Origin of the sequence: Arthrobacter sp. 2RAF6 (assembly GCF_052115205.1) — a bacterium.
GTDB lineage: Bacteria > Actinomycetota > Actinomycetes > Actinomycetales > Micrococcaceae > Arthrobacter.
In genome coordinates this window covers 90,271-116,288 of sequence record NZ_JBFRGF010000012.1, presented here as the reverse complement: position 1 = coordinate 116,288, position 26,018 = coordinate 90,271, and the positions used below count along the sequence as shown (strand labels likewise).

The following is a 26,018-nucleotide window of genomic DNA, read 5'->3' as shown; positions in this document are numbered from 1 at the left end:
GTACCCGAAAGCATCATAAAACTGCCCTGTACTTCGCGTCCTCTACAACCACCGCTGCCGCTTCGGAAAGGGAACCCTGTCCAGGTCGTTCGCGGCAATGACGGCAGCCCCGCCGGACCGTGCCCGGGCTTGCTCCGCGAGCAGTCCGACGTCGGTATAGCGCGAGGAGAAATGCGTAAGGATGAGCATGCCCGCGTCGGCGGTGGCAGCCAATTCCCCTGCCTGCCCGGCGGTGAGGTGGCGGTACTGCGCGGCCAGGGCGCCGTCGTCGTCGCTGAAAGTGGACTCAGCCACGAGAAGGTCCACCCCCTCGGCGAGTTCCCCGGCACCGTCACATGGCGCCGTGTCCATCACGAAGGCGAAGCTCTGTGGGGGCCTCGGCACGCTTACGTCTTCCAAGCGCACGCCGCCCAGGCTGCCGTCCCGCTGCAGGAGGCTGATATCCGATCCTGTAATCCCGGCTGCCGCAAGCCGCTCCGGCAGAAGGCTGCGCCCTTGGGGCTCGACGACCCGGTAGCCGTATGTCTCGATCCGATGGAGCAGCGGGCGCACCTCCACTCCTGCGGCAATAGGACCGGGGCCGCCGTGCGGATGAAGCCGAAGGTCGATGCCGGGCGACGCGACAGCCACGAGGGCGCGGATCATGTCCTCGCCGGATGCGGGATAGTGCAAATGGATTGGATGCTCCACCCGGTCCAGTGCCATTCGCGAGAGCACGCCGGGCAGCCCGAAACAGTGGTCGCCGTGGACATGGGTAATACAGATACGCGTGATCTGGCTGGCCGAGACTCCGGCTTGGATCATCTGCCGCTGGGTTCCTTCGCCAGGATCGAAGAGCAGACCCTCGCCATCCCAATGGAGCACGTATCCGTTGTGGTTGCGGGTCCTGGTCGGGACCTGGGAGGCGGTGCCGAGAACCACGAATTCACGCATGGAACCGAGTGTCTCATTACTTGGCGGCTACACCCATCATCTTGGGCACCCTTGCCCGGTGACGGTCTTGGGAGGAGGATATGCGGCAAACTCAGGAGGCCTTCCATGATCCAGCTCGGCAAATTTGAAAAGTACCTGGTCGAGGAATTCTTCGATGACTACCGCTCGGGAGACATGTCGCAGCGAGCGTTCATTCGTCGGCTCGTATTTATCACCGGGAGCATGGCTGCCGCCTCCTCGACGATGCTGCAGCTCGGATGTGCTCCGGATGAGGTCCCGCGAAGCACCGATCCCATGCCAAGCCCCGAAGCTTCGTCCGCCCGGCCCCCGGCGACGGCGACTACCGGGCCAGTACCGGGGGCGAAGAGTCCGCTTTCCGTACCTGAAGGCGCATCCGGACTTGTGACGGTTACTGTCCGCTTCCCGGCGGGCGGAACCGGGATCAGCGCTTACCTTGCCAGGCCTGAAGGGGCCGATGCGGGACCGGCGGTGCTCGTCTGCCATGAGAACCGCGGACTTACCCCGCACATCCAGGACGTGGCCCGCCGTTTTGCCAGGGCCGGGTACGTCGCTTTGGCCCCGGATCTTCTCAGCAGGGAAGGAGGCACGCCGAGCGTGGAAGCCGACGCCGTCCCCGGAGCGCTGACAAAGGCAGGCGCTGGGCGCCATGTTTCCGACTTCTCCGCGGGGTTCGATTACCTCCGGTCATTGGATTTCGTGGACGGCGAGCGGATCGCGATGAACGGCTACTGTTTTGGCGGCGGGATCACCTGGCAGGCTGCTACCGAGATACCCAGGCTGAAAGCCACAGCGGCCTTCTATGGCCCCGCACCCGAGCTGGACAAGGTTCCATCCATCAAACCGGCCGTCTTTGGCGTCTATGCCGAACTCGACCAGCGCATCACCGGCGCAATGCCGGCACTTCGGGATGCGCTCGCGGCCACCGACGTCCGCCACAAGCTCACTGTCTATCCCGGCGTCGACCATGCCTTCCACAACGACACCAGCGAGCGGTACAACGAAACGCAGGCGACAGCCGCCTGGCAGGACATGCTGGCCTGGTTTGGCGAGTACGTCTGACCGGACACTATTGCGAAAGAATGTTCGTGTGAGTGACGCCGCCGAGTTCATCGATGAGGCCTTGCGCCGTGAAAGCACTTGGATCCGTGCAGAGGAGGCACGCGCACGGCTGGGAGACGGGCTACGTCAATACGGGTCCTCGATCGGGGCTATCCGTGGAACTGTCCGCGATGCCCTCCGCCGCCACCCGGGACTCGCGCACGACGAAGTCACTGCCTTGAGCTCGGAATTGTGGGAGACGCCCGTTTTCGAACGCAGGCTCGCGGCAATCGTGTTGTTGCAGTCCAATGTCCATCTGCTGACGAATACCGATCTGACGCGCCTCGAGGGTTTTGTCCGTGAAGGAAGGCTGCGCGAACTAGTCGATCCGCTAGCTGTCGACGTGATCGGACCATTGATCGCCGGGCTGGAAGGGCAACCCAGGGCGCGCGCCGACGGCGTGCTGGATCGTTGGGCGCAGGAACCTGACGAGTGGCTGTGCCGCGCCGCCCTGATGTCACCGCTGAGGGCGTTCCGTGCCGGGGGCGGTGACTGGGAAGCATTTGTACGCCGCGCCACGGCCGCGCTGGATGCCGCTCCTGAATCGGGCGGGGAGGCGGACGTGGTCAGGGAAGCGGTTGACGCCGTGCTGAATGAGGTTGCCAAGCGGCGGCCTGAGCTCCAATTCCCATCGTCAGCCGCTTGAGCTTGTTGCCCCCAAGGCCTGGGAAACGGTCTTGACCGAAGTCGTTCCGTTAGCGGTACGCGCAGCCAGCCACGTGACGAACGTGTCAAAGAGCGTCGGGTTGATGGTCAGCGTGGGATCAGTTCCGACCGCGATATGGTGGAAAGTCAGCTCAAGCCACCCGCCAGTGCTTTCGGCATTGGTGACCAAACCTTCCAGATTCTGTAGGGTCCAGGTGCTGTCTACTTCGTCTGGCGCTTTGGTAACCAGGGGGTTTTCCGGAGGAAGGGTCTCTGCGAACGGGCAGTCCGGGCAGCTCGCGGGAGAGCGGATATCTCCCAGCCCCCGTCCGCTCGCAAATCCGCAGTCCCTGACCTCAGTCTGGACAGCGGCGTTTTCTGCTGCAAAGGGATAGGCGACGTCACTCACCTGGAATCCCCAGTTCTCCAGCGTCGATTTGCCGTTGCAGATTTCCGCGCTGGCGGCCGCGGACGTGATCGTGGTCAGATCCGGGTGTACGCCTTGAATCCCGCAGATTGAACACAAAAACGGGCGAAGGCCGAATTCACAGCTTGCGTTCAGGTTCCACGGCAGGGGCACGTCCCGTGGCCGCGACCGTTGCCGGTTCGTCAGCCAGTTCTGCCTCCAGGAGTTCGATGCTTGGCAGGCTTGAAGCGAGTTCCTCTGGCAGCGACTCGATGATCTTGCTCTGCCATTCCGAGACGCCGATGGGCAGGTTGATTCCCCGCAGCGCATACTCGGCCACCACGTTGTTCTTCTCCTTGCAGAGCAGGAGGCCGATGGTTGGCTTGTCATCCGGATGCGCCAGAAGATCGTCGACAGCTGACATGTACATGCCGAGCTGGCCGACAAATCCGGGCTCGAACTTCACCGCCTTGAGCTCGATGACAACATAGCAGCGGAGCTTCAAGTGATAGAAGAGGAGATCGGCGTTATTCCGAGCTCGGAATAACGTGGATTGTTCCGATTCTCGGATTATTCGGATTGCTGCGAGGGCAGGCCCCTGACCTCGACAGTCTCCCGTGTGGGTCGGAATAATCCTGTCGTGCTTCGAGGCTGAGCGCGGGCGCCTTGGTCCGGGGCGTTTCCTGTCCATCGAAGGGGTTTCCTGTGCATCGTGGTGGGATCGCGGCCCATTCGGAGTGGCCGCGACCGTCCGATGGAGGTCCGGGTCATGGAGAAGGGGTTATCAACGCTTGCTGAGGGCGTGCTGGCGGAAACCGCGAGTATCGGCTTAGCGGATGAGTCGGTCAGGTACTACCGAAGCTGCTGTCACGCTGTGATTAGGTTCTGCGACGGCCGAGGGATCGATCGGCTGACAGAACAGGCCGTGGAGGCGTTCCTGGCGGCCATCGACGAGCGGGAGCGCCGTGGGGAGATCGGTCCTACGATGCGGTCGGCGCTGGAGAAGACAGCCAGGATGATGCTGCAGTTTCAGGAGACCGGGGTCGTGGTCTGGCGGCGGCGCAGACCGGCGTCCGGCCTGAGCACGACTGGGGAGTCGGTCCTCATTGCCTTCGCCGGGTCGCTGCGCAGCGAGCTGGCATCGAGCTCGGCACGCCTGGCGGTCTGCGAGGCGCGCCAGTTCCTGCGCTACCTGGACAGCGCCGGCCGCACTCTCGGAGCGGCGACGCTTGATGATGTCCGTGGCTTCCTCGTCGCGGTCGGGCCCCGTCACACATCGGGCATGGGCAACACCGTGTGGGCCCTCAAGCGGTTCTTCGGGTTCGCCAACCAGCAGGGCAGCTCGGAGCTGAAGGTCCAGGCCATGCTGGCAAGGGTCGGGCCGCGTCGGGCACGGGCCCTGCCGTGTTTCACGCCCGAGGAGACCGGCCGGATCCTCGCCGCGATCGAGACTGGCTCCCCGCGCGGGAAAAGGGACTACGCGATGGTCCGGTTGGCGTTGTCGACCGGGCTGCGCTGTGGCGACATCGTCTCGCTACGGCTGAACCAGATCGACTGGCGTCGGGATGAGATCCACTTGGTCCAGCACAAGACGTCAGCACCGCTGACACTGCCGCTGTCGGCAGAAGCTGGCAACGCGATTGCCGACTGGGTCCTGCATGGCAGACCGGTGTGCGAGACGCCTGAGGTCTTCGTCCGTGTCTACGCCCCGTTCGTGAAGCTGAGCGGCCCGACCGGGGCGCTGATCATGAATCGGTGGCTCCACAAAGCCGGAGTGTCCCACCAGGCCCACGACGGCAAGACCTTCCACGCCCTGCGGCGCACGACGGGCACTCGTCTGGTCGAGTCCGGTGCCGAGCTGGAGCTGGCCGCACAGGTACTTGGCCACGGCCAGCTCGCCTCCTCGAGGCGCTACATTGCCCTGGCAGATGAGTCGCTGCGGGAGTGCTGTCTGCCTCTGGACCGCTTCGTTCCAACCATGGAGGGCCTGCGGTGAGCGCGTCATTCAGCAGCGGCTTCGCGGCACACATCGAGGCGATGCTCGAATGGCGAGTCGGTCTGGGCTACGCGAAGACCTTGGTCTATCCGATGACGAGCTTCGACCGGTTCTGTGTGACCCGTCGGCCCGGCGAGACGATTCTGTCGCGGGAGCTGGTGACGGCCTGGTGTGAGGAAGGCACACGTACAGAATGGCCTGCCTACAAGGCCCACGCGATCCGCGAGTTCGGCAAGTACCTGAAGATAGTCGACGTTGAGGCGTTCGTGCTGCCTGCCGAGTGGATCAGCCACCACGCAAGGAGCCTGCCCCACATCTTCACCGACGAGGAGCTAACCACCTTCTTCTCGGCAGCCGACTCGATCACTGCCTGCTCGGCCAGCCCGTTTCGCGAGTACACCATCCCTGTGGTGTTCCGGCTGATGCTGGGCTGTGGGTTACGGCCGCAGGAAGCCCGGCGGCTGCACCGCCGCAACGTCGATCTCGACAAGGCGATCGTGATGATCGAACGGACCAAGTACAACAAGGACCGCCGCGTCCCGATCGACGCTGGCATGGCCGCCCTGCTTGCCCGCTTCGACGATCTGGCGAACCTGCGCCGCCCCGGCCGGGAGTTCTTCTTCGAAGACCACCCCGGACAGCCCTACCCGGGCCGCTGGCTGACAGCCTCCTACCACCGTTGCCGCGCCATCGCTGGAGACTTAGCACCCGGCTCCACGCCCTACACGCTGCGCCACAACTATGCCACCCGCACCCTGACGCGCTGGGTTGAGGAAGGCCGCGACCTCAACGTGTGGCTGCCGTATCTGTCGGCCTACATGGGCCACGAGACCTACTCCGCAACCGCGTACTACATACATCTGCTGCCCGAGCGTCTGTCCGCAACAGGGCTGACCGGCACGGCAGGAATCATCCCGGAGGTGACGCCATGACCACGCCAACCGACAGTTTCTACCGGCACCTGCGCGAGTGGTTCACCGTGTTCCTGCCCCGACAACGCGGCGCCAGCCCCCGCACCATCACCTCCTGTCGTCACACCTGGAACATGCTCCTGGCCCACCTCGCCGATACCCGTCAGGTTCCACTCAGCCAGATCACCTTCACGATCCTCGACCGTGCCTGCGTCATCGGTTTCCTCGACCACATGAGGACGACGCGCGGCTGGACGGCGACGACCTACAACCAGCGACTGGCCTGCATCCGCTCCTTCTTCAGATACGCCGCCACCGCTGAGCCGACACTGGCCATGCACCTGGCCGACCTCAACGGCATCCCCCAACTGAAGACCCCGGCAACACCGACCGTTCGCTACATGACGACCACCGCTATCACCGCTCTCCTGGCGTCCCCCGACGCCAGCACCACGACCGGCCTGCGGGACCAGTTCTTCATGATCCTCATGTATGACCTGGCCGCCCGCGACGCCGAGATGCTCGCCCTGACCCTCGGCGACATTGACACCAAACGGCTCACCGTCGACCTGATCGGGAAAGGATCCAAACCCCGCCGTCTGCCCATCAACACCGAAACCGCCGCCCACTGTCGCCGCTACACCGCGGCCTTCCACGCCGACTTCGACCCTGGACAGCCGCTGTTCTACACGATCCACAGGCACCGCAAGACGTCCATGTCCGACGACAACGTTGCCAGGTTCCTCCGTCAGCACGCCGCCAAGGCCCGTGAAAGCTGCCCCGAAATCCCCGAGAAGGTTCACCCGCACATGCTGCGCCACTCCCGCGCCATGCAGCTTTACCAAGCAGGCATGCCTCTGGCGCTGCTCACCGAATGGCTCGGTCACGCTGACCCCGAGACCACGCTCATCTACGCACACGCCGACACTGAAATGAAACGTCAAGCCCTCGCCAAAGCCACCAGCGGAATCAGCACCAGTCCGCCAGCCGTGCCCATCTGGCACGACCACGAGGACATCATCCAGCGACTATGCGGACTCACCGACTGAGGCGTTATCCCGATAACCGCGGGAACCGGCGCAGCCCTTCCCCAGGTCACGCGCCCTTCAGGCGGCCACACCAACCGTCCTCGGAATAATCCGAGAATCGGAACAATCGGCGAAGAACTCATCGCCGTTGATCTCCAATCGGACTTGCTCGCCGACAAAGGCGAAGCCTTGGCCCAGTTCCAGGAGGAACTTCTCGACATGCTGGACGAGTTGAAGCTCCAGTTCGCGCTCATTGCGGCGGTCGGTCATGGCGACGAAGTCGAACACATACGGGTCCCTGGTGGCTTGTTGGGCAAGGTCGGAGTCCGCCGGCATCATGGTGGTCTTGAAGTTCGTAATCGCCTGCCCGGAGCGCTCATGGAGGCGCGTTTCGATCTGATGGGCAAGAACGTTGCGCGACCATCCGTGTTCGACGGCGGCCGCTGCGTACCACAGGCGGGTCGCGGCGTCGTCGAGCTTCTCAAGCAGCGCGATCTGGTGGTACCAGGGCAATGTTGCAAGCGGCGCTTGCAACATTGGGAACTCCGGCCAAGCCTGGGCGAAAGTCTTCATGTAGCGGAGGTTCCTCGGCGAGAATCCCTTCGAGCCAGGGAACCGGGTTTGTATGTCCGCTGACAAGCGGGTGACGACCTTCGAGCCCCAGCCTTGCTCTGATTCCCGCTGTGCCAGTTGCCGGCCGATGGACCAATAGGAAGCGAGCAGCGCCCTGTTCGCTGCGGAAATAGCCCGCGAACGTCCCGTGCCGACTTCCTTGGCGACACTGGCAAGCAGTTCGGGATACCAGTCCGGCATGGAGGTGCGCGCGGGGGGAGCCGCGAACGACGCCGCTCCTGCCGCCGTCGTGCTCTGTTCCGGTTTCAGTTCTTGACTTTGCACTGGCTGCCCTCTTCTAACGCGACTGGGTACGGCGGCCGGTTCGGCGACCATTTCGTCAAACGTAGGGGAGGGGGCTGACACTTTAGGCGCTGGGTCGTGCCACCGCCCGGCCAATTGGATGGGCCCCTGCAACCTGTTCCCACGACGCCCCAACACTCGTAATCTGAATGCTGGGAGGTGGTTCCTGTGGAAGCAGCCCAGGGAGATCGGATCATCATTCATGGCAGAACGGTCGGGGCGTCCGACCGGCACGGCGAGATCATCGAAGTCCGCGGAGCAAATGGTGCGCCGCCGTATTTCGTGCGTTTTGATGATGGCCACGAGACCATCCTGTATCCGGGTGGTGATTTCACGATCGATCGCACAGGCGGGAGTTCGTAACCCCAGGGCCGGCCGTCTTCGCGTTGAGCTAAGGTAAGACTTAGCTGCGGAGACGACCGGGGGGAGGGTGCGCGTGGACCAGATCCTTGACCTGCCCTTTGAAGTTGCCCTTGTGGCACTCTTCGCTGTGGTCATGGTCCGGGTCAACGCGACATACTGGATCGGCCGCGGCGCAGCAGCTGGAATGGAACGCACGCGTTTCGCACGCGCTTTGCATCGCCCCAGGGCAAGCAAAGCGCAGGTCTTGATTCAGCGCTTTGGCCCCTACGCCGTCGTACTGACCTTCCTAACGATCGGACTCCAAACGGCTGTCAACCTGGCTGCGGGGGCTGCGAGAATGCCACTGAGCCGGTATCTCCCTGCGGCAATAGTCGGCTCCGGCGTCTGGGCCTTCGTCTACGCGACGATCGGGCTGGCGGCCATAGATGCGTGGCTCGCCGTCATGGCGGCCTCCCCTTTGGCCGCCGTTCTCCTGGTCCTTTCCCTTGCCGGCCTCGCAGTCTGCCTGGTCATGCGGCGCCGACGTCGGACGGCTGTGGCGCCAGAAGATACAGTGGTCTGAGTTCCATTACCGGACCGGCGAAAGGGCAGGCGTTGAGTATTGAGCTTCCGGACCTTGCGGAAGGCGACTTCTACTACGAATCGCTCGGAAACGGGCGGTTCCGCTCGACCATCCACGCCCAGGGCGCATGGAATCCGCACGAGCAGCACATGGCGCCCGCATCGGGCATCATGGCTGATGCCCTGCTCCGCCATGAGCCGCGCGATGACGTCCGGATGGCCCGCCTCAGCTACGAAATCCTGGGATTGATCCCGGGCGGCGAATTCGAAGTCACCACCAGCACGCTCCGCCCGGGCAGGACGATTGAACTGATCCAGGCGGAACTCTCGGCGGCAGGACGCGTGGCCATCCGGGCCACCGCCTGGCGCATGGCCACGAGCGACACGAGTGCCGTCGCCGCCATAGAAGACGTCGCCATGCCGGCCCCGGACGAATGCAAACCCTGGGACGGCGCGAGCGTGTGGCCCGGCGGCTATATCCGGTCCCTGGAAATGCGGATAGCAGAAGGACACCGGGCGGGCTCGGGCAAGGTCTGGATCCGCACGGAGCATCCGCTGACTGATGCAGCCGACAGCCGTGACCTCGCGAGGCTCGTCGGACTCGTGGACACCGCCAACGGTATCGCCGCCCGCGTCTCACCGGGCAAGAACAGCTACATCTTCCCCAACCTCGACCTCCAGGTCCACATGTACCGCGAACCGGCAGGGGAATGGCTGGGACTGGACAACATGGTCTCCTTTGGCGATGACGGCATCGGACTTACCTCCACAGTGCTCCACGACATCAGTGGACCCTTCGGCCGCGCTGAGCAGATCCTCACGCTGAGGAAGGGCTGATGGCCCGGGAGGGCACCGGGGAGCAGCGCACTCTGACGGTGGTGCGTCAGGAAGAATCGCTTGGCGTCGCTGATGACCTGGACTTCGGGATCGAGCTCCTCAACCGTGCCCGCAGGGGGCTGCTGGCGCCAACGCTGCGTTTGTACCGGCCCCGCCCTACCGTGGCGTTCGGGCAACGCGATGCCAAGCTGCCGGGATTCCAGGCCGCCTCCGAGGCCTGCCGGGACCTGGGTTTCGAACCATTGATCCGCAAGGCGGGTGGCCGGGCAGCGGCCTACCACCGGGGCACCTTGGTGATCGACCATGTGGAGCCGCACACCGACGCGATTGCCGGGGCGAAGGCCCGTTTCTCTTTCTTTGGCGAGCTCCTGGCGGGCGCGCTCCGCCGCGTCGGCGTCCAGGCCGCCGTCGGCGAGATCCCCGGGGAGTACTGCCCGGGTGAGTTCAGCGTCCACGGCCTCGACCCGGATTTTCCAACACACCAGATCAAGCTCGTCGGCACCGCCCAGAGGGTGGTCTCCGGGGGATGGCTGTTCAGTTCGGTGATCGTCGTCGAGAACTCCGCACCCATCCGCGAAGTCCTCACTGCCAGCTACGGAGCCCTCGGACTGGAGTGGGATCCCGCCACTGCCGGGGCGGCCAATGACCTTCTGCCGCAGCTGGACGTACCCACGGTGGAAGACGCCGTTGTCGCGGCTTACGCGGAGTACGCCGAACTCATCGACGGCGATTTCCAGAGCCTTCTCCCTGTAACGAGCACCAGCACGCCGTTGTAGACGAATACCGCCAGGACTACGCTTGAGGCCACAACCAAGTGGACCGGGCGGTGGCTTCCTCCCGGAATGGAATCTGCCGCCCTCCTGAAGCGAGGTAGAGCAATGGACAAGAAGCCATCCGTTGTCCACGATTCCGACGCGGACCTTACCGTTGGTCCGCCGAAGCGATCCGCCGCGGGTTTTCCCAGCCTGGTGGACTCCTTGCCCCGGGCGGTGAGCCAGATGGGGCCGTCCCGCACCTGGAAGTCCCTGCGGGCGATGAACCAGAAGGATGGCTTCGACTGCATGAGCTGCGCTTGGCCGGATCCTCCGGAGCGGAAGCTGGCCGAGTTCTGTGAGAACGGCGCGAAGGCTGTTGGGTGGGAGGCTGATCCGCTCAAAATTCCGTCCACTTTCTGGGACGAGAACGACGTCGATTCCCTCGCCGGGCGCTCCGAATACTGGCTGGGACAGCAGGGCAGGCTCGTGGAACCCGTGTTCAAACCTGCGGGTTCGAGCCACTACCGTCCCATCAGTTGGGACAATGCGTTCCGGATTGTCGCCCGTGAACTGAATGCCCTGGAATCGCCCGACGAAGCCACCTTCTATACGAGCGGCCGGACGAGCAACGAAGCCGCGTTCGTCTACCAGCTCTTCGTTCGCGCCTTCGGGACCAACAACCTGCCCGATTGCTCCAATATGTGCCATGAGTCCACCGGGGTGGCGCTCGGTGAGACGCTGGGCGTGGGCAAGTCCGCAGTCACCTACACGGACTTTGCCAAGGCTGATTTGATCATCATCATGGGCCAAAACCCAGGGACCTGCCATCCTCGGATGCTCACCGCCTTGGAAGAGGCAAAGCTCGCCGGTGCCGGCATTGTGGCCGTGAACCCGCTTCCGGAAGCCGGACTCATCAACTTCAAGAACCCGCAGCGGCCCCGTGGGCTGGTGGGCAAAGGAACGGACTTGGCAGACCAGTTCCTGCAGATCCGCCTCGCAGGCGACATGGCGTTGCTTCAAGCCGTCTCCAAGAGGGTCCTGGACGCGGAGAGGGCGGCACCCGGGGCAGTACTGGACCATGCGTTCATCGAGGAGCACTGCCAAGGCCTCGAAGAGTTCCAAGCCCATATCGACAGCCTGGATGAGCAGGACGTCCTTGCCGCAACGGGCCTGCGGACCGAGGAAATCGACGAACTCGCGTCCCGCTACCTGCGTGCCGGAAAGGTCATCGTCACCTGGGCCATGGGCCTGACCCAGCACAAGAAGGCCGTGGCGACCATCAAGGAGATCGTCAATCTGCTCCTGCTCCGGGGGAACATCGGCAAACCCGGCGCAGGCCCGTCGCCGATCCGGGGGCACAGCAACGTCCAGGGCGACCGCACCATGGGCATTTGGGAGAAGATGCCGGAACCGTTCCTTAACGCCCTGCAGCAGGAATTCGGCTTCGACCCGCCACGGCACCCGGGCGTCGATTCCGTGGACAGCATCCGGGGCATGCGGGACGGCCGGATCAAGGTGCTCGTGGCGCTCGGTGGAAACCTCGTGCATGCAATGTCGGACACCGCTGCGGCTGAGGCAGCCGTCCGCAAGACCCGCCTGTCAGTCCAGATTTCCACGAAACTCAACCGTTCCCACGCCGTCGTCGGGGAACAAGCGATGATCCTGCCGACGATGGGCCGCACGGAAATAGACCGCCAGGCCGGCGGCGAGCAGTTCGTCACCGTCGAAGACACCGTCTGCGCGGTTCACCGTTCGGCGGGAAGGCTGGAGCCGATCTCCGACAAAGTCTTGTCCGAAGTGGCGATCGTGTGCCGCATGGCAGGGACGGTACTCGGCGATAAAGTCCCCGTTGATTGGCAAGGTTTCGAGGCGGACTACGACTCAGTGCGCGAACACATTTCCCACGTGGTGCCTGGTTTCGAAAACTTCAACCAGAAAGCCCGGAGCCGTGACGGTTTCGTCCTGCCCCACGGCCCCCGTGACGAGCGGAAGTTTCCCACCGCCACGGGAAAGGCGATGTTCACGGTCAACGAGCTTGAGACCCTCCACGTCCCGGAAGGGCGCCTGCTGCTCCAGACAGTGCGCTCCCACGATCAATTCAACACGACCACCTACAGCATGAACGACCGCTACCGGGGTGTGAAGAAGGGCCGCATGGTGCTTTTTGCGCACATCGACGACCTGGCTGATCGGGGCCTTGCCGACGGCGGCTATGTGGATGTCCACAGCGAAGCCGACGACGGCGTGGACCGGGTCCTGCGCCGGTTGCGGCTGATCGCGTACCCGACAGCGCGCGGTTGCGTCACTGCCTATTACCCGGAGGCGAACGTCCTTGTGCCGCTGGATTCGACCGCCGAAGGCAGCAACACTCCCGCGTCCAAATCCGTGGTGGTGCGCCTGGAACCGGTCGCACCACCCGGATAACTCCCTCGTGGGCGTCAGGCGGCGAGGCGCGCTTCGACCTCGGCTGCGGAAGGGTTGGTGGCCGCGGTGCCGTCCGGGAAGAGGACCGTGGGGACGGTCTGGTTACCGCCGTTCAGCTTCTCCACGAGAGCGGCAGTGCCCTCAACCTCTTCGATGTTGATCTCGTTGTAGCCGATGCCCTTGGCGTCCAGCTGCTTCTTGAGGCGGTTGCAATAACCGCACCAAGTGGTCGAGAACATAGTAATCGTGCCGGATTCAGGGGTGAAGTCCACGGATTCTCCTGTCGTCTTTGTTATGAACTACTCGCGTCAACGGTAACCCGGCAGGCGCTATTCCTTCGCGCGCATGTGTCACATGACACGGCGCACGTACGGGCGCACATAGAAACGGCGCGACGCATCGCGCCGCGCACGCCCGAAGACTAGAAATCGACGCGCGGTTCCCCGGGACCGTTAGTAGCCGATCCTAGAGCGACTCTTCGACGGCGACGCCGGACTGGAACTCGCGGCCGTCGGCTTCACTGAAGGCCGTCATCACGTGTCCCTTGCCAAGGCCGTTGATAGCAGAGAGAGGGAAATGGCCCGTAATGGTGTTCCCCGAGTGCTCAACACCCTTGAGGTCGTAGTTCTCTTCGGCGCTTTGGTCATGGTTGAACGAGAAGAAGGCGATCGCCTCCCCGTTCATGAACTCGATGCCCAGTCTTCGTTGAGAGGAATAATCAGGAGTGGCCGCGACCAGGCCGACGACAAAGGCGCCGGAACCAGGGATGTTGCCCTCGATCTCGAACTTCGCCACGAGCGTGGCTTCCGTGGCGGTGATGCTGGCCTGCTTCAGAAGTGCCTCATGGATGCTCATGGCTCAATCCTGCTCTGTGCGACCTCAGCCGTCCACCCCTGATCCGGGTTTTGTCCGAGCCTTGCCGTCGGCCGGATCTGATCGGGTCTGCGGCCAAAATCAGCCCTTACCAGCCGGAAGACGTGCTGATACAGGTACCGGCAGGGCCTCCCTCGCGGCCCGGAAGGCTTCTAGGGTTGAGGACGTGGATAACCGGAATGGAAGCATGAAGCGTTTGCTCGTCCCCTCTGCAGCACTGTTGTGGGGGCTCCAGTTCGCGTTCCTCAACCCTGCACTGGCACTCCTGCTGGTGGCCCTCTTCAACGCCACCCCGGCCGAGGTGGGATGGGTCCTCGCTGTCTACAACGCCAGCGGCTTCGTCGCTTCCCTTCTCGTGCCGGCGTATGCAGACCGTGCAAACGACTATCTGCGGCCCATGCTGGCCTGTGGCGTCCTGACCCTGGCGCTGTCCGCCCTCCTGGCTGTGAGCACTTCGCTGCCGCTCGCCGTCGTGGGCTTGATCGTCCTTGGCGGTCCTGCAGGAGTAGGCAACTCGCTCTTGTTCGCCCAGCTCAGGCACTCAGGCGCCGGAACGACTGAAGTGGTGAACACGCGCGCGATTGTCTCGTTCGCCTGGGTGGCGGGGCCGCCCTTGGCGACGTTCATCATGGGCACGCTGGGCAACCGGGCCATCCTGCTCGCCCTCGGTGCGGTTGCGGTGCTCAACGTCGCCACGACTGCTGCCATGATTTCCCGACGGCGCGCGGCCGTCGTCGAGGATCGGCCCAAGGCTCAGGGCGAAGAGGACGGGCACCCGTTCTCGAAAACGGGGGTGGTCGCCGTCGTCTTCGGCTTTATCGCCCTGCAGGCCACCAACAGCGCCGCAGTGTCCATCATGGGACTGTTCGTGACCCAGGGGCTCGGCGTGGACGTCATCTGGGCGGGCATCGCCCTCGGCGTGTCGGCCGCGCTTGAAATCCCTGCCCTCTTCCTGATCGGGCGGCTGGCGCGCCGCTACTCCAGCCGGGTCCTCATTGCCTCCGGATGCGTGGCGGGGATCGCCTACTACGCGGCTATGGCGTTTGTCTCCAACCCGGCCACCCTGATTGCGCTCCAAGTCCTGAATGCCTGGTTCTTCGGGATTGTGGCGGGCGTGGGGCTGACGTTGTTCCAACGGCTGATTCCCCGTCCCGGCCTGGCCTCCGGGCTCTACACCAACACCAGGCGCGTCGGAGCTATCGTTTCGGGCCCCATCATCGCTTTGGGATCGACGACGGCGTTCGGCTACCAGGGCGTCTTCGCGGCTTGCGCAGTCCTCACTATCCTGGCCCTGCTTGTCATCGTGCTGGCCGGGCGGCGGCCGCGGCGGATGCCGCCGAAGAAACGGCCTGCTGCCTCTGCTGCCTCTGCGCCCGCTGTTGACGCTATCGCCTGAGCCTGACCACGCGCAGGATGATGCCTGCTGCGAACATGAGCACGCCCAAGCCTGCCGATAGCGGTGGAAGCGTGGCCACGAGGATCACGCAAGCCAGTGCCCCGAACACCTGCAGCGCTTTGGGGTATCGGCGGTCTTCGGCCGGCTGGGTGAACGCCGCAATATTGGCGACCAAATAGTAGATGAGCACGCCGAACGAGGAGAAGCCGATCGCGCCGCGCAAGTCGGCGACCGCGACGATCACGCAGATCACGACGGCGAGGGTGACTTCGGCCCGGTGCGGGACACGGTACCGGGGGTGGACGGCGGCGAGCCAGTGCGGCAGGTCATGGTGCCTGGCCATTGCCAGGGTGGTCCGGCCCAGGCCGGCGATGAGTGCCAGCAGGGCGCCGAGGGAAGCGACAGCGGCTCCCGCACGGACCACCGGAACGGCCCAGGAGAAGGTCCCGGCTCCGACCGCGGCAGCGAGCGGCGTCGAGGTGCCGGCCACGCCGTCCGGGCCGAGCACGGCGAGAAGGGTCACCGCAATGACGGCGTAGAGGACGACGGCGATGCCCAACGCGATTCCGATGGCACGCGGAATGGCGCGCCGGGGGTTGCGGACTTCCTCTCCCATGGTCGCGATCCTCGCATACCCGGCGAAGGCGAAGAACAACAACCCGGCGGATTGGAGGATCCCGTACCAGCCGTGTGCAAGCAGTCCCTCCCCGGGAATGTTGGCCGGGGAGGGAGCAGAACCGCCCCAGGAGGCTGCCACGCCAACGGCGAGGGCCGCCAGAACTGCGAGAACCAGAAGCCGTGTCAGGCGGGCCGTGCGGGTCACTCCGTGATAGTTCACGACGGCGAGGACGACGACGGCGGCGATGGCCACAGGACGTTCCCACCCCGGAGGGGCTGCATAGGCAGCGAACGTCATGGCCATGGCTGCCGCGCTGGCGGTCTTGCCGATGACGAATCCCCAGCCGGCCAGGTAACCGGACCACGGTCCCAGTCGCTCACGACCGTAAATGTACGTTCCGCCCGACGTGGGATACGCGGCGGCGAGCTGGGCAGAGGACGTCGCGTTGCAGAATGCCACGACTGCCGCGACGACGAGTCCAATCAGCAGTCCTGATCCTGCGGCGACAGCGGCCGGAGTGAAGGCCGCGAACACGCCGGCGCCGATCATGGAGCCCAATCCGATCACGACCGCGTCAAAGGTACCCAGCCGACGGGCCAGGGCCTGGGGGTTGCTCATGAGCCTAGGACTTCCCCGCGATTGTCAGGACGATGAGGACGCAGTTGAGGCCCACGATGAGTGCCGCGCTGGTCCACCCGGCAATTTTCAATGCCGTGGAATCCGTGTGGACGCCCATGACCTCACGCTTGCCGGTGAGCCTGATCAGCGGAATCAAGGCGAAGGGTATGCCGAAGCTCAGCAGGACCTGGCTCAGCACGAGCGCCAGGGTGGGCTCTATGCCCGCGCCGAGAATGACCAACGCCGGGACCAGCGTAACCACCCGGCGGAGCAGCAAGGGCACCCGGATCTTGAGGAGTCCGCCCATGACCGTTGCGCCGGCGTAGCATCCGACGGACGTTGAAGCCAGTCCCGAGGCGAGCAATCCGACGCCGAAAGCCACTCCGATGATCGGGCCAAGGGCCGATGTAACGGCGGCATGGGCCCCGGCGATGGTGTCGGTTCCTTCTACTCCCCGCAAGCTGGATGCCGCTAAAAGGAGCATGGCGATGTTCACGACTCCGGCCAGCATCAAAGCCCCGACGACGTCCACGCGGGTGGCCTTGATGAGCCTCGTCCGGACGGCGGGATCTTCCGAGAAACCATGCCGGTCACGGGCCAGGGCCGAATGCAGGTAGATGGCATGCGGCATGACGGTGGCACCAAGCATGCTTGCAGCGAGGAGGACAGTGTCCGTGCCTTCGAACCTCGGCACCAAACCAGCCAATACTCCACCGGTCTCGGGGGGATTGACGAAGAGCCCCGAGACGAAACCGACGGCGATGACAGCCAAGAGCATCATGATGGCGTACTCAAAGGATTTCTGGCCCCGTGACGACTGAAGCGCCAGGAGCAACATGGATGCCACGCCGATGATGATTCCGCCCATGAGAAGCGGCAGTCCGAAGAGAAGGTTGAGGGCTACCGCTCCGCCGATGACTTCGGCCATGTCGGTAGCCCCGGCAACCACCTCTGCCTGGACCCAGAACAGTCTGCGGCGGTGGGTTCCCAAGCGTTTGCCCAGGAGTTCCGGAAGGCTGTGGCCGGTGGCCAAGCCGAGCTTCGCGGACTGGTACTGCACCAGGACCGCCATGATGTTTGCCGCTACCAGGACCCACACCAGCAGGTAGCCGTAATTCGCTCCGGCAGTGAGGTTTGCCGCGACGTTTCCCGGATCCACGTATGCGATCGCAGCCACGAAAGCCGGACCCAACAAGAGCAGCCGGGACCTCCACCGGGTCTTGCTCGCTGGTCGCTCAACAATCGTGGCAGCCATGGTTTCCTCAACATCGGGGATACGGACATGTTGAGGATACCGTTAAGTTAGGCATGCCGAAAAGTGGTTTTTAGGTGAGGCTTGATAACGCGCTTTGCCCAACTGACTGGCATTAGGTGTCATTTTGAGCCCTCCAAGCGACATTAACTGCTAGTCACTTGGATAGGCTCAGGCGTGGGTGGGTTCTTCCACCAGCGCCGTCGCGATGCTGTCCGCGTCGTCGAGTGCGGCGAGGTACCGTTCGGCATCCAGGGCCGCGGCGCAACCCGTGCCGGCGGCCGTAATGGCTTGGCGGTAGCGGTGGTCCACGGCGTCACCGCAAGCGAAGACTCCGGAGAGATTGGTAACTGTCGTGGGGGAGTCGACCTTGATGTAGCCTTCGGCGTCGAGCTCCACCTGTCCCGCAACAAGGTCCGTCCGCGGGACATGTCCAATGGCCACGAATATGCCCGTAGCCGCATGTTCGCGCGATTCACCGGAACGCGTGTCAGCCAAGGTTACCCCAGTGACTTTGGTGTCGCCCTGGATTGCGGTGATCGCGGAGTTCCACGCGAAGCGGATTTTCGGATTGTCCTTGGCCCGCTGGGCCATGATCCGGGAGGCCCGGAGCTCTTCCCTGCGGACGACGACTGTCACGGTCTTCGCGAACCGGGTCAGGAACATCGCTTCTTCCATGGCGGAATCGCCGCCACCAACCACGATGATTTCTTGTTCGCGGAAGAAGAAGCCATCGCACGTGGCGCACCACGAAACGCCGTGTCCGCTCAGCCTCTTCTCTTCGGGCAAGCCGAGTTCCTTGTAGGCGGAGCCGGTCGCAAGGATCACGGCCGGTGCCTCGTGGGTGTCACCAGAGCCGGTGGCCACGCGCTTGAGGTGGCCACGCAGGTGGACTTCAGTGGCGTCGTCGAACGCTATCTTGGCGCCGAAGCGCTCGGCCTGCTCCTGCAGGCCATCCATGAGCTCGGGACCCTGGATTCCGGCGGGGAAGCCGGGGAAGTTCTCTACCTCCGTGGTGTTCATCAACGCACCGCCGGCGGTGACCGATCCGGCAAGGACGAGGGGGCTCAGGCCCGCCCGGGCGGCATAGATTGCGGCAGTGTAGCCGGCAGGGCCGGACCCGACGATGATCAGCTGTTCTTTGCTCATGGGACAAGTGCAACAAGGACGGGGACTTCAATCAAGGGCTCGTCAATCCAAGTGCATAATGGGTGAATGTCCAGCGAAGCCGGAGCCGTCCTGATCCGGCCCATGAGGCCCGAGGATTGGCCCGAGGTCCGTGCGATTTTCATCGAAGGTATCGAGACCGGTCAAGCAACCTTCGAAGCGGCAGCCCCCGAGTGGGAAAAATTCAACGCAAGCCGCCTTTCTGATCACCGCTTCGTTGCCGAAGCGTCCGGCCACGTGTTGGGGTGGACGGCCGTTTCCCCTGTGTCCGCACGCCCGGCCTATGCCGGCGTCGTCGAACACTCCGTCTACAGGCGAATGGCGGGATACGCTCCTGCTTGAACGCCGCTCACGCCGGGTCTGACGTGCTTCGGCGAGCCGGGGACCGGACGCTTCAGCGGCTCATGCCATCCGGCAGAGGCTGTTGAGGGCCGCCCATTGGAGGAGCATGATCGACTTTCCGTCCACGATGCGGCCGTCGTCGATCATGGCGAGAGCGTCGGCGAAGTTAATCTCGATGGTCTCGATGTCCTCGCCCTCCGCGGCTACGCCACCGCCTAGGCCTGTCTGGTCAGCCGGGCTGTAAGGCGCGACGTAGAAGTGCAGCCGTTCGGTGACCGACCCGGGGCTCATGTATGCGTCGAAGACATGCCGCAGTGCTCCAACGTCGACGCCAAGCTCCTCGCGTGCCTCGCGACGGATGGCCGTTTCGGGATCGTCGTCGTCCAGCAAGCCGGCCGCGGTCTCGATCAGCATTCCGTCGGGATGATCGTTGACATAGGCCGGGAAGCGGAACTGCCGGGTGAGTAGAACAGTGCCCCGGCCGGCGTCGTACAACAGAATCGTCGCGCCATTCCCTCGATCGTAACTTTCGCGTTGCTCCGTGACCCATCGGCCGTCGCTGCGGCAGTAGTCGAAGGTGGTGCGACGCAGCACGTGCCAACCGTCCGAGGTTACTTCGACGTCGCGCACAACCACGGCGGGATTGCGGTCGAGGCCTCGGCCGGCTTGGTCGAGACCCGTGCGGCCGCGGTGGTCGGGTACATCAATTCCAGGACGCAACGTCGTGCGAGGGGCATCGTTTCTGAGAGAGTCATCCCGCTAGAATAGTGCATGATCGTGCAACATCAGGAAGGAGTGCGCATGCTTGCTGCCGAACGACTCGAATACCTCATCACGCGCCTTGCTGCCGATGGCAAGGTGATCGCCAAAGACATCGCCCACGAACTTGGTTTATCCGAAGACAGTGTGCGCCGCGATCTGCGCGAGCTTGCCGCGGCCGGGCTGTGCCAGCGAGTGTATGGCGGTGCGCTGCCGGTTTCTCCTGCCATCGCCCACTACGCCACTCGCGTTACGGTTGAGCCGGAGAGCAAGGGCCGTATTGCTGCCGTCGCCGCTTCGATGGTCCAGCCGGGTTCCGCCGTGATCCTCGACGGCGGCACCAGCACCCTCGCGGTGGCTCACGCGCTGCCCGCGGAGCTCGACTGCACTGTGATTACCCACAGCCCAATCATCGCCTCGGCGCTTGTCGAGCACCCCCTCATCGAGGTGTTCCTCCTCGGTGGCCGCTTGTTCAAACACTCTGCCGTGACCTGCGGGGCGGCCGCCGTCGAGGCCACCCAGGCCATTTCCGCCGAGCTGTTCTTCCTGGGTGTCACCGGAGTCCATCCCGGCCACGGACTGACAACCGCCGACGCCGACGAAGCCGCCATGAAACGCGCCCTCGCCGCCCGTGCCGCAGATACCTATGTCCTCGCGAGCGCCGAGAAGATCGGCGCCGTTTCGCGCTACTCGGTATTGCCTTTCACCAGCGTCGCCGGCATCATCACCGATGCTCCAGCCAACCATGCGACCGTGAGGGAGCTCTCGCGCCTCGGCGTCGCCCTTCTTGGCAATGGCTGACTCTGCTGGTCCCTGGCTCGCGCTACTCTGCCCGGTCCTGGTGTGCGCGGCTGACAAAGTGTTCAACGCGCCGGTCCGGAACCAGCCAGATGAGTGCCACGACGGTGTAGGCGGCGACAGCGAGCAAAGGATGCAGAAGGCAGAGGCCAAGGCCGGCCATATAGATCAGCGGCGACGTCTTCCCCTTCCAGTCCCGGCCAATCGCTTGAGCGAGTGCACCCTGGCGCCCCTGGTGCCGGATCAATGACTGCTGCAGGACGAAGTAGGCAATCGCGGCGCAGAGCAGGTTGAACCCGTAAGCCAGCACCGGGACCTCGGCGAAGCCCGACTCATCCATCCAGCGTGTGCTGAACGGGAAGAGGGATATCCAAAACAGCAGGTGCAGGTTCGCCCACAGTATTCTGCCGTTGACCCGATCCGCCAGGTGGATCATATGGTGGTGGTTGTTCCAGTAGATCCCCACGTAGACGAAGCTGAGCAAGTAGCTGAGGAACGTGGGAAAGACGCTGAGCAAGGCATGCCAGCTCGGTTCCGGCGGAACCCGCAGCTCAAGCACCATGATGGTGATGACAATGGCGAGGACGCCGTCGCTGAATGCCTCGAGCCGGTTCTTGTTCATCGGATTGCCTTCATGGGGACATCTTCGTTGCTGCGGACTCCCGTGGCCAAGCGACACTCCCCGACAGCAGAAAGCCCCTGCAGGACGCAGGCGCGCGGCCGTAGCCGCGGTGCAAGCGCTCCGCAGGGACATTCGCGAGGGACGGGACCTGCGCGCTGACGTGACGCTTTCCCTTCCTCCTAGCCCAGCGTGGACGCGTCAATAACGAAGCGGTACCGCACATCGGAGGCGAGCACGCGCTCGTAGGCATCGTTGATCTTGTCGGCCGGGATGACCTCGATCTCGGCGCCCAGCCCATGTTCGGCGCAGAAGTCGAGCATTTCCTGGGTCTCCCGGATGCCGCCGATCGCCGATCCCGCGAAGGAGCGCCGTCCCGTGATGAGTGAGAACACGTTGACCGGCAGCGGTTCGGCCGGTGCGCCGACGTTCACCAGCGCGCCGTCGAGGGCCAGCAACTGAAGGTAGGAGCTGATGTCGATCGGGGCGCTGACGGTGTTGATGATCAGGCCGAAGGTTCCCGCAAGCTTTTCGAAGGTGGCCGGCTCGTTCGTGGCGAAGTACTGATCGGCGCCCAAGCGCAGGCCGTCTTCCATTTTCTTCAGCGATTGGGACAACACCGTGACCTCGGCGCCCATGGCGTGCGCGAGCTTGACGGCCATGTGGCCCAGCCCGCCGAGTCCGACGACGCCGACCTTCTTGCCCGGGCCGGCACCCCAATGCCGGAGCGGCGAATACGTGGTGATGCCTGCGCACAGCAGGGGAGCAGCGGCGTCGAGCTCTATCCCTTCAGGGATCCGCACCACGAAGTCCTCGGTCACGACGACGTGGGTGGAGTAACCGCCCTGGGTGACCGTACCGTCGCGGTCAACGGCGCCGTAGGTCCCGGTCATGCCTTTCAGGCAGTACTGCTCCTCGCCCTTACGGCAGTTCCCGCATTCGCCGCAGGAGTTGACCATGCAGCCGACGCCGACGCGGTCGCCGACCTTGTGGCGGCTCACTTCGGAGCCGATTTCAGTGACAATTCCGGCGATTTCGTGGCCGGGGGCGAGCGGGTAGGATTGCGGTCCCCAATCGCCGCGGACGGTGTGGATGTCTGAATGGCAGATGCCTGCGTACTTGATCTCGATCAGCACGTCGTGGGCACCGACGTCGCGGCGCTCAATGGTGGTCGGCACGAGGGCCTCGCTCGCGGACGGGGCGGCGTAAGCGTTCACGCTAAGCATGTTTTCTCCTGTTGGTGGACGGAGGATTGGCACTATCCATCCAACCGGAGATTGCCGGTGTGAGGGAGTCCCTGCTGGTAGGGGTACTGGCAGGGACTCCCTCAACCGAATCGGATGTGTTGCAGGCGTTAGCTGGCGCCCAGGAAGATCGGGTTCGTCAACGCTGCCATGGGACCGAGCGGGATGACCGCTCCCATCTCCGTGCCGCTGCCGGACGTTCCGTCGATCTTCGGATGCCGGACCTCCACGCGCACATACGCCGCGAGCTGCGGGGTGGTAACCCACGTGCTCGTTCCCTGGCCCGACGCAGGAAGCGTCACCTGCTGGGTCTGGCCTTCATCCGTGATGAAGCGTACGACGCCGCTCGGCACGCCGGCGATTTTCGCCGTGACCGTGACGGGGGCGTCTGCCGCGACGTTGAGACGGTCGCCAACGGTCGCGCTCTTGCCGCCGGACGAGACCTGGAAGTCCACCGAGACGTCAGCGGACTCCGCGATCCAGTTCCGGCCGTTGCGGATGCCGTCCAGGAGGGCATCGCGGGACAATGCTGCGGCATTGACCACGTTGTGGGGGAAGCCGATGACCTGCGGGACGCTGTGGGCGTCGCTGTTGCCCATCGCCGGAAGCCACCGGCCACCTGTGCGCACGGAGTGGGCCAGCATTGAATCCCACGTGTTGACGGAGGACTCGTCGTCCAGGGTCCACGGGCCTGTCCATACCTCAACCGCATCGGCGTCGTCGTAACCGAACTTCCAGCGGCAGGCGACATACGGGCAGTACGGGTGAGCCGGCACAACGATCCCGCCCGAGGAGTGGATCCGCTGGGCTTCCTGCTCGAACCCCTTGTCGCGGGCCCGGTAGCGCCAGTCGATCCATTCGCCCGGCTCCAGGCCGAGCGCGAGGTAGTGACCGTTTCGCGTGGTGACTTCCTCGCCCGTGAGGATGAGCAGATCGTTGCCGGCGAGTGGCCCCCAGACGCCGTGCGATGCCGGAGTGTTGTGGTCCGTGGAGATCATGAAGTCCAGACGCGCGGCGCGGGCGCCGGCCGCGACCTCCTCGGGGGTGCGCTTTCCGTCCGAGTAGACGGTGTGCAGGTGCGCATCTCCGCGGTACCAGGCTGCGCCTCGGCCGGCGATCTGCTGCGGCGGGTACTGGGGCTTGAAAGGAGTGACATCGGGTCCGTACTCAAGGGTGACGTTCACGGTGTAGTCGAGGCCGTGCTCGGCCACCTGATAGGGGCCGAGCACGACGTTCCACGTGCCCTTTCCAATCGGCCCCGGCAGGTAGCCCGGCGTCGTTTCGCCGGCGCTGATGCTGAATTCGGTCCGGAAACCGCCGGACCAGCCACGGAAGCCCTTGCCGGCGAGGTCGGTGCCCTTCTCATCGAAGATTCCGATGTCGCAGGCGTTCCCGAGGAGTCCAGAGGCCACCTGGGGCTTGCTGTAGGTGTACGAAACGCTGATCTTGTTGACGCCGGCCGGGACCTCGATGGGCAGATAGACGAAGTCCGCGGCGCCCGGATCCAGGTGGCCGGTGATCGTCTTGGTCTTGCTGGTTCCGGTAGCGGCTGCCGCGAACGAAACGGGGGCCAGGGTCAAGGCCGCGCCGGTCAGTGCGGCGGCCAGGAAGCCGCGCCGGGTAGGGGAGAAGGAGACGTTGTCGCCCGAATGGGCTTTGCATGGTGAAGTCACTTCCTCGATGTTGCCTAGCGCTACTGAACAGTAGGCAACGGAACCAAGAACGCAGCATGAAACCAGGGGCGTCGGCAAGCGGCGTCCATTTGGTGGGCTTGTCTTGTTTGGACCCTTGCCACGAGCGACGCCCGGCCTTACTGTTCTTGGCATGCACCAAGGGCTGGGGCGACGGCGCAAACCATTCCCATGTACCGAACAGGACGGTGTTTTTAGATGTGCGATATTCCGGGTTTGATCAGTCGCCTTGAGGCCAAAGACCTCGCCCGATTGCGCGAGGCAGGCAAAGAAAAGCCCCTGGAGCCGGGGATGATCGCCGCGATTGATGCCGCGGCCGGCGGGCCAGGCGAAGGCCGCGGTTATTACGTGGTCAGTGGTTCCTTGTATCCGGTTGAAGCCCGGGACTACCACCTCAGGGAGGATGTAGCGGAGGCTTTGTTCGAAGCAGAAGGATCCTCCGTAGGCGCCAGGTCCTAGGGCCTGGGACGCCGTTCCGCAGGCCACCCGCACCGGCCCACGCCGGAAAAACCGGGTGGGCCGGTGCTTTGGGGCTAGAGGGTGCTTTCGCCTACAGGGTGCCTAGCAGATCCTGCATTTCCTTGATCTCGGACTCCTGGGCCGTCACGATGTCCTTGCCGAGTTTGAGGGCATCGGGGTTCTTACCGTCGGCGCCTTCCTTTTGCGCCATGGCCACGGCCCCTTGGTGGTGGGCGATCATGTGGGTCAGGAACAGCCGGGCCGCTTCCCGGCCTTGGGCGGCCTCGAGCTTGGCGATGTCCTGGTTGTCGACCATTCCCTTCATGGTGTGGTCGCCGGACATCCCGGCTGGCTCGTTCCAGTCCTTGAGCCAGCCCGTCATCTTCTCGATCTCCGGGCCTTGGGCTGCCTTGATCCTGCCGGCGAGCGCAGTCACTTGGGCAGGGATGTCGCTCTTGGCGAGCATAATTTCGCTGATCTGAACGGCCTGGGCATGGTGGGGGATCATCATCCGGGCAAACCCTGCGTCCGCGGCGTTGTGGCCTCCTGTAGTGTCCGCAGCCGAACCGGACGGGGAGGCGCTTCCGTGGTTCATGCCCGGCATGCTGCTACCGCCGGTTCCGGCCGAGCAACCGGCAAGCGCGATTGCCGTGGCCACGGTAAAGGTTGTCATGGTCAGGTTTTTTCTCATGGTTTTGGGGTCCTTCAATCAATCAGCCTGCAGAGGTACGGCTGTGTGGGACGCGCACAGCAAGCCCACCGCGTGGGCGGCGCGTCAGGATGGAGTCTTGTGCAGCGGGCTGGTAGCTCGGTGCGGCGGTGGATTCTACGTGCGGCTGATGCAGAGATCGCCCGGGGAAGGACTGCCCGGGCGGTGCGAATAGCCGGAGACCAGGGCGCCGGCCTCGGCCGTGCCCGCAATGGCATAGGGCGGGACGCCGGGTAGGGGTGCTGTCAGCGTGTTATGGCCCGGCGCAGGTACGCAAACGGCGTGCAGGGCCGACATCCCGGTACAGGTGCCCGAGCTTGTGCAGGACGGCGCCGGCGGTGAAGCCGCGGGTTGACCTGCAGCTTTGTCCGGCAGCGACGCACGTTCAGCGTCTGTGTGGACCGCATGCGACGGGCCCACGACGGCGGCCGGGCCCACTGCGGGCGCGGCGTGCATGCTGTGGCCATCGGCCATGACATGCATCCCGACGATTCCGGCGATGATCGACAGCAGTCCTGCCAACAGGCCGATGCGGAGGAGGAAGGCGGTGGCGCGGCCCCGCAGGGGGTCGGTCATGGT

Annotated in this window: 29 protein-coding genes; 14 read left to right on the top strand and 15 right to left on the bottom strand. The window is 64.3% G+C overall.

Annotated features, from left to right (window positions below):
* Positions 1 to 42: 42 nt before the first annotated feature.
* Positions 43 to 933 carry a ribonuclease Z gene (locus AB4Z38_RS11170; protein ID WP_441429760.1) on the bottom strand — a complete coding sequence of 297 codons (891 nt, stop codon included), beginning with the start codon at positions 931 to 933 and terminating at the stop codon, positions 43 to 45.
* Between the two features lie 105 nt (positions 934 to 1,038).
* Between AB4Z38_RS11170 and AB4Z38_RS11165 the strand changes: the two genes are divergently transcribed.
* Positions 1,039 to 2,013 (top strand): dienelactone hydrolase family protein, encoded by a 975-nt coding sequence (locus AB4Z38_RS11165; RefSeq protein ID WP_441429759.1) that lies wholly within the window; start codon positions 1,039 to 1,041, stop codon positions 2,011 to 2,013.
* A 28-nt stretch (positions 2,014 to 2,041) separates the two neighbouring features.
* A complete protein-coding gene (locus tag AB4Z38_RS11160; protein WP_441429758.1) occupies positions 2,042 to 2,698 on the top strand; it encodes a DNA alkylation repair protein in 657 nt (218 codons plus the stop codon).
* On the opposite strand, the gene AB4Z38_RS11155 is transcribed toward AB4Z38_RS11160, so the two are convergent.
* Together AB4Z38_RS11155 and AB4Z38_RS11150 are read right to left on the bottom strand one after the other, a co-directional pair.
* Positions 2,687 to 3,106, bottom strand: a complete 420-nt coding sequence (locus AB4Z38_RS11155; RefSeq protein WP_441429757.1) for a hypothetical protein — start codon at positions 3,104 to 3,106, stop codon at positions 2,687 to 2,689. The genes AB4Z38_RS11160 and AB4Z38_RS11155 overlap by 12 nt on opposite strands.
* A 136-nt stretch (positions 3,107 to 3,242) precedes the next feature.
* Complete coding sequence (locus tag AB4Z38_RS11150) at positions 3,243 to 3,794, bottom strand: PDDEXK nuclease domain-containing protein (RefSeq protein WP_441429756.1); 552 nt, start codon at positions 3,792 to 3,794, stop codon at positions 3,243 to 3,245.
* Between the two features lie 234 nt (positions 3,795 to 4,028).
* On the opposite strand from AB4Z38_RS11150, the gene AB4Z38_RS11145 reads away from it, so the two are divergent.
* The 3 genes from AB4Z38_RS11145 to AB4Z38_RS11135 are packed head-to-tail and all read left to right on the top strand — an operon-like array spanning position 4,029 to position 7,059.
* Positions 4,029 to 5,099, top strand: a complete 1,071-nt coding sequence (locus AB4Z38_RS11145) for a tyrosine-type recombinase/integrase (RefSeq protein WP_441429755.1) — start codon at positions 4,029 to 4,031, stop codon at positions 5,097 to 5,099.
* Positions 5,096 to 6,031, top strand: a complete 936-nt coding sequence (locus AB4Z38_RS11140; protein ID WP_441429754.1) for a tyrosine-type recombinase/integrase — start codon at positions 5,096 to 5,098, stop codon at positions 6,029 to 6,031. Before AB4Z38_RS11145 ends, AB4Z38_RS11140 begins: the two co-directional genes overlap by 4 nt.
* A complete protein-coding gene (locus tag AB4Z38_RS11135) occupies positions 6,028 to 7,059 on the top strand; it encodes a tyrosine-type recombinase/integrase (RefSeq protein ID WP_441429753.1) in 1,032 nt (343 codons plus the stop codon). The genes AB4Z38_RS11140 and AB4Z38_RS11135 overlap by 4 nt, the downstream gene beginning before the upstream one ends.
* Before the next feature lie 57 nt (positions 7,060 to 7,116).
* On the opposite strand, the gene AB4Z38_RS11130 is transcribed toward AB4Z38_RS11135, so the two are convergent.
* Positions 7,117 to 7,935, bottom strand: coding sequence for a PDDEXK nuclease domain-containing protein (locus AB4Z38_RS11130; protein WP_441429752.1), 819 nt, complete (start codon positions 7,933 to 7,935; stop codon positions 7,117 to 7,119).
* Positions 7,936 to 8,121: 186 nt separating this feature from the next.
* Here AB4Z38_RS11130 and AB4Z38_RS11125 point away from each other — a divergent pair, with 186 nt between their 5' ends.
* The 5 genes from AB4Z38_RS11125 to AB4Z38_RS11105 all read left to right on the top strand — a co-directional run bounded on the left by AB4Z38_RS11125 (position 8,122) and on the right by AB4Z38_RS11105 (position 12,893).
* The gene (locus tag AB4Z38_RS11125; protein ID WP_059389323.1) at positions 8,122 to 8,316 is read left to right on the top strand and encodes a DUF1918 domain-containing protein; all 195 of its coding nucleotides are present in this window, start codon (positions 8,122 to 8,124) and stop codon (positions 8,314 to 8,316) included.
* 73 nt (positions 8,317 to 8,389) lie between these two features.
* Positions 8,390 to 8,878 (top strand): DedA family protein, encoded by a 489-nt coding sequence (locus AB4Z38_RS11120; RefSeq protein ID WP_441429751.1) that lies wholly within the window; start codon positions 8,390 to 8,392, stop codon positions 8,876 to 8,878.
* Positions 8,879 to 8,910: 32 nt separating this feature from the next.
* Positions 8,911 to 9,714 (top strand): thioesterase family protein, encoded by an 804-nt coding sequence (locus AB4Z38_RS11115; RefSeq protein WP_441429750.1) that lies wholly within the window; start codon positions 8,911 to 8,913, stop codon positions 9,712 to 9,714.
* Positions 9,714 to 10,490, top strand: a complete 777-nt coding sequence (locus tag AB4Z38_RS11110) for a lipoate--protein ligase family protein (RefSeq protein WP_441429749.1) — start codon at positions 9,714 to 9,716, stop codon at positions 10,488 to 10,490. The genes AB4Z38_RS11115 and AB4Z38_RS11110 overlap by 1 nt, the downstream gene beginning before the upstream one ends.
* Before the next feature lie 102 nt (positions 10,491 to 10,592).
* Positions 10,593 to 12,893, top strand: coding sequence for an FdhF/YdeP family oxidoreductase (locus AB4Z38_RS11105; protein ID WP_441429748.1), 2,301 nt, complete (start codon positions 10,593 to 10,595; stop codon positions 12,891 to 12,893).
* Positions 12,894 to 12,907: 14 nt separating this feature from the next.
* On the opposite strand, the gene AB4Z38_RS11100 is transcribed toward AB4Z38_RS11105, so the two are convergent.
* Both AB4Z38_RS11100 and AB4Z38_RS11095 read right to left on the bottom strand, forming a co-directional pair.
* On the bottom strand, positions 12,908 to 13,165 hold the full coding sequence (locus tag AB4Z38_RS11100; RefSeq protein WP_441429747.1) for a mycoredoxin: 258 nt from the start codon (positions 13,163 to 13,165) through the stop codon (positions 12,908 to 12,910).
* A 193-nt stretch (positions 13,166 to 13,358) separates the two neighbouring features.
* Positions 13,359 to 13,748 (bottom strand): hypothetical protein, encoded by a 390-nt coding sequence (locus tag AB4Z38_RS11095; RefSeq protein WP_184735461.1) that lies wholly within the window; start codon positions 13,746 to 13,748, stop codon positions 13,359 to 13,361.
* A gap of 205 nt (positions 13,749 to 13,953) precedes the next feature.
* Between AB4Z38_RS11095 and AB4Z38_RS11090 the strand changes: the two genes are divergently transcribed.
* Positions 13,954 to 15,162, top strand: a complete 1,209-nt coding sequence (locus AB4Z38_RS11090) for an MFS transporter (RefSeq protein WP_441429746.1) — start codon at positions 13,954 to 13,956, stop codon at positions 15,160 to 15,162.
* Here AB4Z38_RS11090 and AB4Z38_RS11085 read toward each other — a convergent pair.
* The 3 genes from AB4Z38_RS11085 to trxB all read right to left on the bottom strand — a co-directional run bounded on the left by AB4Z38_RS11085 (position 15,152) and on the right by trxB (position 18,800).
* Entirely contained in the window at positions 15,152 to 16,399 is a 1,248-nt protein-coding gene (locus tag AB4Z38_RS11085; RefSeq protein WP_441429745.1) for an APC family permease, read from the bottom strand. The two genes, AB4Z38_RS11090 and AB4Z38_RS11085, sit on opposite strands and share 11 nt — an antisense overlap.
* Before the next feature lie 4 nt (positions 16,400 to 16,403).
* Complete coding sequence (locus tag AB4Z38_RS11080) at positions 16,404 to 17,654, bottom strand: Nramp family divalent metal transporter (RefSeq protein WP_441429744.1); 1,251 nt, start codon at positions 17,652 to 17,654, stop codon at positions 16,404 to 16,406.
* Between the two features lie 168 nt (positions 17,655 to 17,822).
* Positions 17,823 to 18,800 (bottom strand): thioredoxin-disulfide reductase, encoded by a 978-nt coding sequence (gene trxB, locus AB4Z38_RS11075; RefSeq protein ID WP_441429743.1) that lies wholly within the window; start codon positions 18,798 to 18,800, stop codon positions 17,823 to 17,825.
* A 66-nt stretch (positions 18,801 to 18,866) separates the two neighbouring features.
* On the opposite strand from trxB, the gene AB4Z38_RS11070 reads away from it, so the two are divergent.
* Positions 18,867 to 19,160 carry a GNAT family N-acetyltransferase gene (locus tag AB4Z38_RS11070; RefSeq protein ID WP_441429742.1) on the top strand — a complete coding sequence of 98 codons (294 nt, stop codon included), beginning with the start codon at positions 18,867 to 18,869 and terminating at the stop codon, positions 19,158 to 19,160.
* Between the two features lie 60 nt (positions 19,161 to 19,220).
* On the opposite strand, the gene AB4Z38_RS11065 is transcribed toward AB4Z38_RS11070, so the two are convergent.
* The gene (locus tag AB4Z38_RS11065; protein ID WP_441429741.1) at positions 19,221 to 19,880 is read right to left on the bottom strand and encodes an NUDIX domain-containing protein; all 660 of its coding nucleotides are present in this window, start codon (positions 19,878 to 19,880) and stop codon (positions 19,221 to 19,223) included.
* 51 nt (positions 19,881 to 19,931) lie between these two features.
* Between AB4Z38_RS11065 and AB4Z38_RS11060 the strand changes: the two genes are divergently transcribed.
* Positions 19,932 to 20,720, top strand: coding sequence for a DeoR/GlpR family DNA-binding transcription regulator (locus AB4Z38_RS11060; RefSeq protein ID WP_441429740.1), 789 nt, complete (start codon positions 19,932 to 19,934; stop codon positions 20,718 to 20,720).
* 22 nt (positions 20,721 to 20,742) lie between these two features.
* On the opposite strand, the gene AB4Z38_RS11055 is transcribed toward AB4Z38_RS11060, so the two are convergent.
* The 3 genes from AB4Z38_RS11055 to AB4Z38_RS11045 all read right to left on the bottom strand — a co-directional run bounded on the left by AB4Z38_RS11055 (position 20,743) and on the right by AB4Z38_RS11045 (position 24,253).
* Positions 20,743 to 21,339 carry a TMEM175 family protein gene (locus AB4Z38_RS11055; RefSeq protein WP_441429739.1) on the bottom strand — a complete coding sequence of 199 codons (597 nt, stop codon included), beginning with the start codon at positions 21,337 to 21,339 and terminating at the stop codon, positions 20,743 to 20,745.
* Between the two features lie 179 nt (positions 21,340 to 21,518).
* The gene (locus AB4Z38_RS11050; protein ID WP_441429738.1) at positions 21,519 to 22,562 is read right to left on the bottom strand and encodes an NAD(P)-dependent alcohol dehydrogenase; all 1,044 of its coding nucleotides are present in this window, start codon (positions 22,560 to 22,562) and stop codon (positions 21,519 to 21,521) included.
* A 128-nt stretch (positions 22,563 to 22,690) separates the two neighbouring features.
* A complete protein-coding gene (locus AB4Z38_RS11045; RefSeq protein WP_441429737.1) occupies positions 22,691 to 24,253 on the bottom strand; it encodes a CehA/McbA family metallohydrolase in 1,563 nt (520 codons plus the stop codon).
* A gap of 216 nt (positions 24,254 to 24,469) precedes the next feature.
* Here AB4Z38_RS11045 and AB4Z38_RS11040 point away from each other — a divergent pair, with 216 nt between their 5' ends.
* On the top strand, positions 24,470 to 24,730 hold the full coding sequence (locus AB4Z38_RS11040; protein ID WP_441429736.1) for a hypothetical protein: 261 nt from the start codon (positions 24,470 to 24,472) through the stop codon (positions 24,728 to 24,730).
* A gap of 91 nt (positions 24,731 to 24,821) precedes the next feature.
* Here the strand turns inward: AB4Z38_RS11040 and AB4Z38_RS11035 are convergent, their stop codons facing one another.
* The gene (locus tag AB4Z38_RS11035; protein WP_441429735.1) at positions 24,822 to 25,403 is read right to left on the bottom strand and encodes a DUF305 domain-containing protein; all 582 of its coding nucleotides are present in this window, start codon (positions 25,401 to 25,403) and stop codon (positions 24,822 to 24,824) included.
* Positions 25,404 to 25,556: 153 nt separating this feature from the next.
* On the bottom strand, positions 25,557 to 26,015 hold the full coding sequence (locus AB4Z38_RS11030) for a hypothetical protein (protein ID WP_441429734.1): 459 nt from the start codon (positions 26,013 to 26,015) through the stop codon (positions 25,557 to 25,559).
* Positions 26,016 to 26,018: the final 3 nt, after the last annotated feature.

Excerpts from the sequence above, each read along its gene's own strand:
- AB4Z38_RS11135 (WP_441429753.1), top strand. The coding sequence starts at position 6,028 with ATGACCACGCCAACCGACAGTTTCTACCGGCACCTGCGCGAGTGGTTC.
- AB4Z38_RS11170 (WP_441429760.1), bottom strand. The coding sequence starts at position 933 with ATGCGTGAATTCGTGGTTCTCGGCACCGCCTCCCAGGTCCCGACCAGG.
- trxB (WP_441429743.1), bottom strand. The coding sequence starts at position 18,800 with ATGAGCAAAGAACAGCTGATCATCGTCGGGTCCGGCCCTGCCGGCTAC.
- AB4Z38_RS11165 (WP_441429759.1), top strand. The coding sequence starts at position 1,039 with ATGATCCAGCTCGGCAAATTTGAAAAGTACCTGGTCGAGGAATTCTTC.
- AB4Z38_RS11060 (WP_441429740.1), top strand. The coding sequence starts at position 19,932 with ATGATCGTGCAACATCAGGAAGGAGTGCGCATGCTTGCTGCCGAACGA.
- AB4Z38_RS11040 (WP_441429736.1), top strand. The coding sequence starts at position 24,470 with ATGTGCGATATTCCGGGTTTGATCAGTCGCCTTGAGGCCAAAGACCTC.
- AB4Z38_RS11095 (WP_184735461.1), bottom strand. The coding sequence starts at position 13,748 with ATGAGCATCCATGAGGCACTTCTGAAGCAGGCCAGCATCACCGCCACG.
- AB4Z38_RS11080 (WP_441429744.1), bottom strand. The coding sequence starts at position 17,654 with ATGGCTGCCACGATTGTTGAGCGACCAGCGAGCAAGACCCGGTGGAGG.
- AB4Z38_RS11110 (WP_441429749.1), top strand. The coding sequence starts at position 9,714 with ATGGCCCGGGAGGGCACCGGGGAGCAGCGCACTCTGACGGTGGTGCGT.
- AB4Z38_RS11050 (WP_441429738.1), bottom strand. The coding sequence starts at position 22,562 with ATGCTTAGCGTGAACGCTTACGCCGCCCCGTCCGCGAGCGAGGCCCTC.
- AB4Z38_RS11030 (WP_441429734.1), bottom strand. The coding sequence starts at position 26,015 with ATGACCGACCCCCTGCGGGGCCGCGCCACCGCCTTCCTCCTCCGCATC.
- AB4Z38_RS11055 (WP_441429739.1), bottom strand. The coding sequence starts at position 21,339 with ATGAACAAGAACCGGCTCGAGGCATTCAGCGACGGCGTCCTCGCCATT.
- AB4Z38_RS11150 (WP_441429756.1), bottom strand. The coding sequence starts at position 3,794 with ATGGACAGGAAACGCCCCGGACCAAGGCGCCCGCGCTCAGCCTCGAAG.
- AB4Z38_RS11085 (WP_441429745.1), bottom strand. The coding sequence starts at position 16,399 with ATGAGCAACCCCCAGGCCCTGGCCCGTCGGCTGGGTACCTTTGACGCG.
- AB4Z38_RS11035 (WP_441429735.1), bottom strand. The coding sequence starts at position 25,403 with ATGACAACCTTTACCGTGGCCACGGCAATCGCGCTTGCCGGTTGCTCG.
- AB4Z38_RS11090 (WP_441429746.1), top strand. The coding sequence starts at position 13,954 with ATGAAGCGTTTGCTCGTCCCCTCTGCAGCACTGTTGTGGGGGCTCCAG.
- AB4Z38_RS11070 (WP_441429742.1), top strand. The coding sequence starts at position 18,867 with ATGTCCAGCGAAGCCGGAGCCGTCCTGATCCGGCCCATGAGGCCCGAG.
- AB4Z38_RS11105 (WP_441429748.1), top strand. The coding sequence starts at position 10,593 with ATGGACAAGAAGCCATCCGTTGTCCACGATTCCGACGCGGACCTTACC.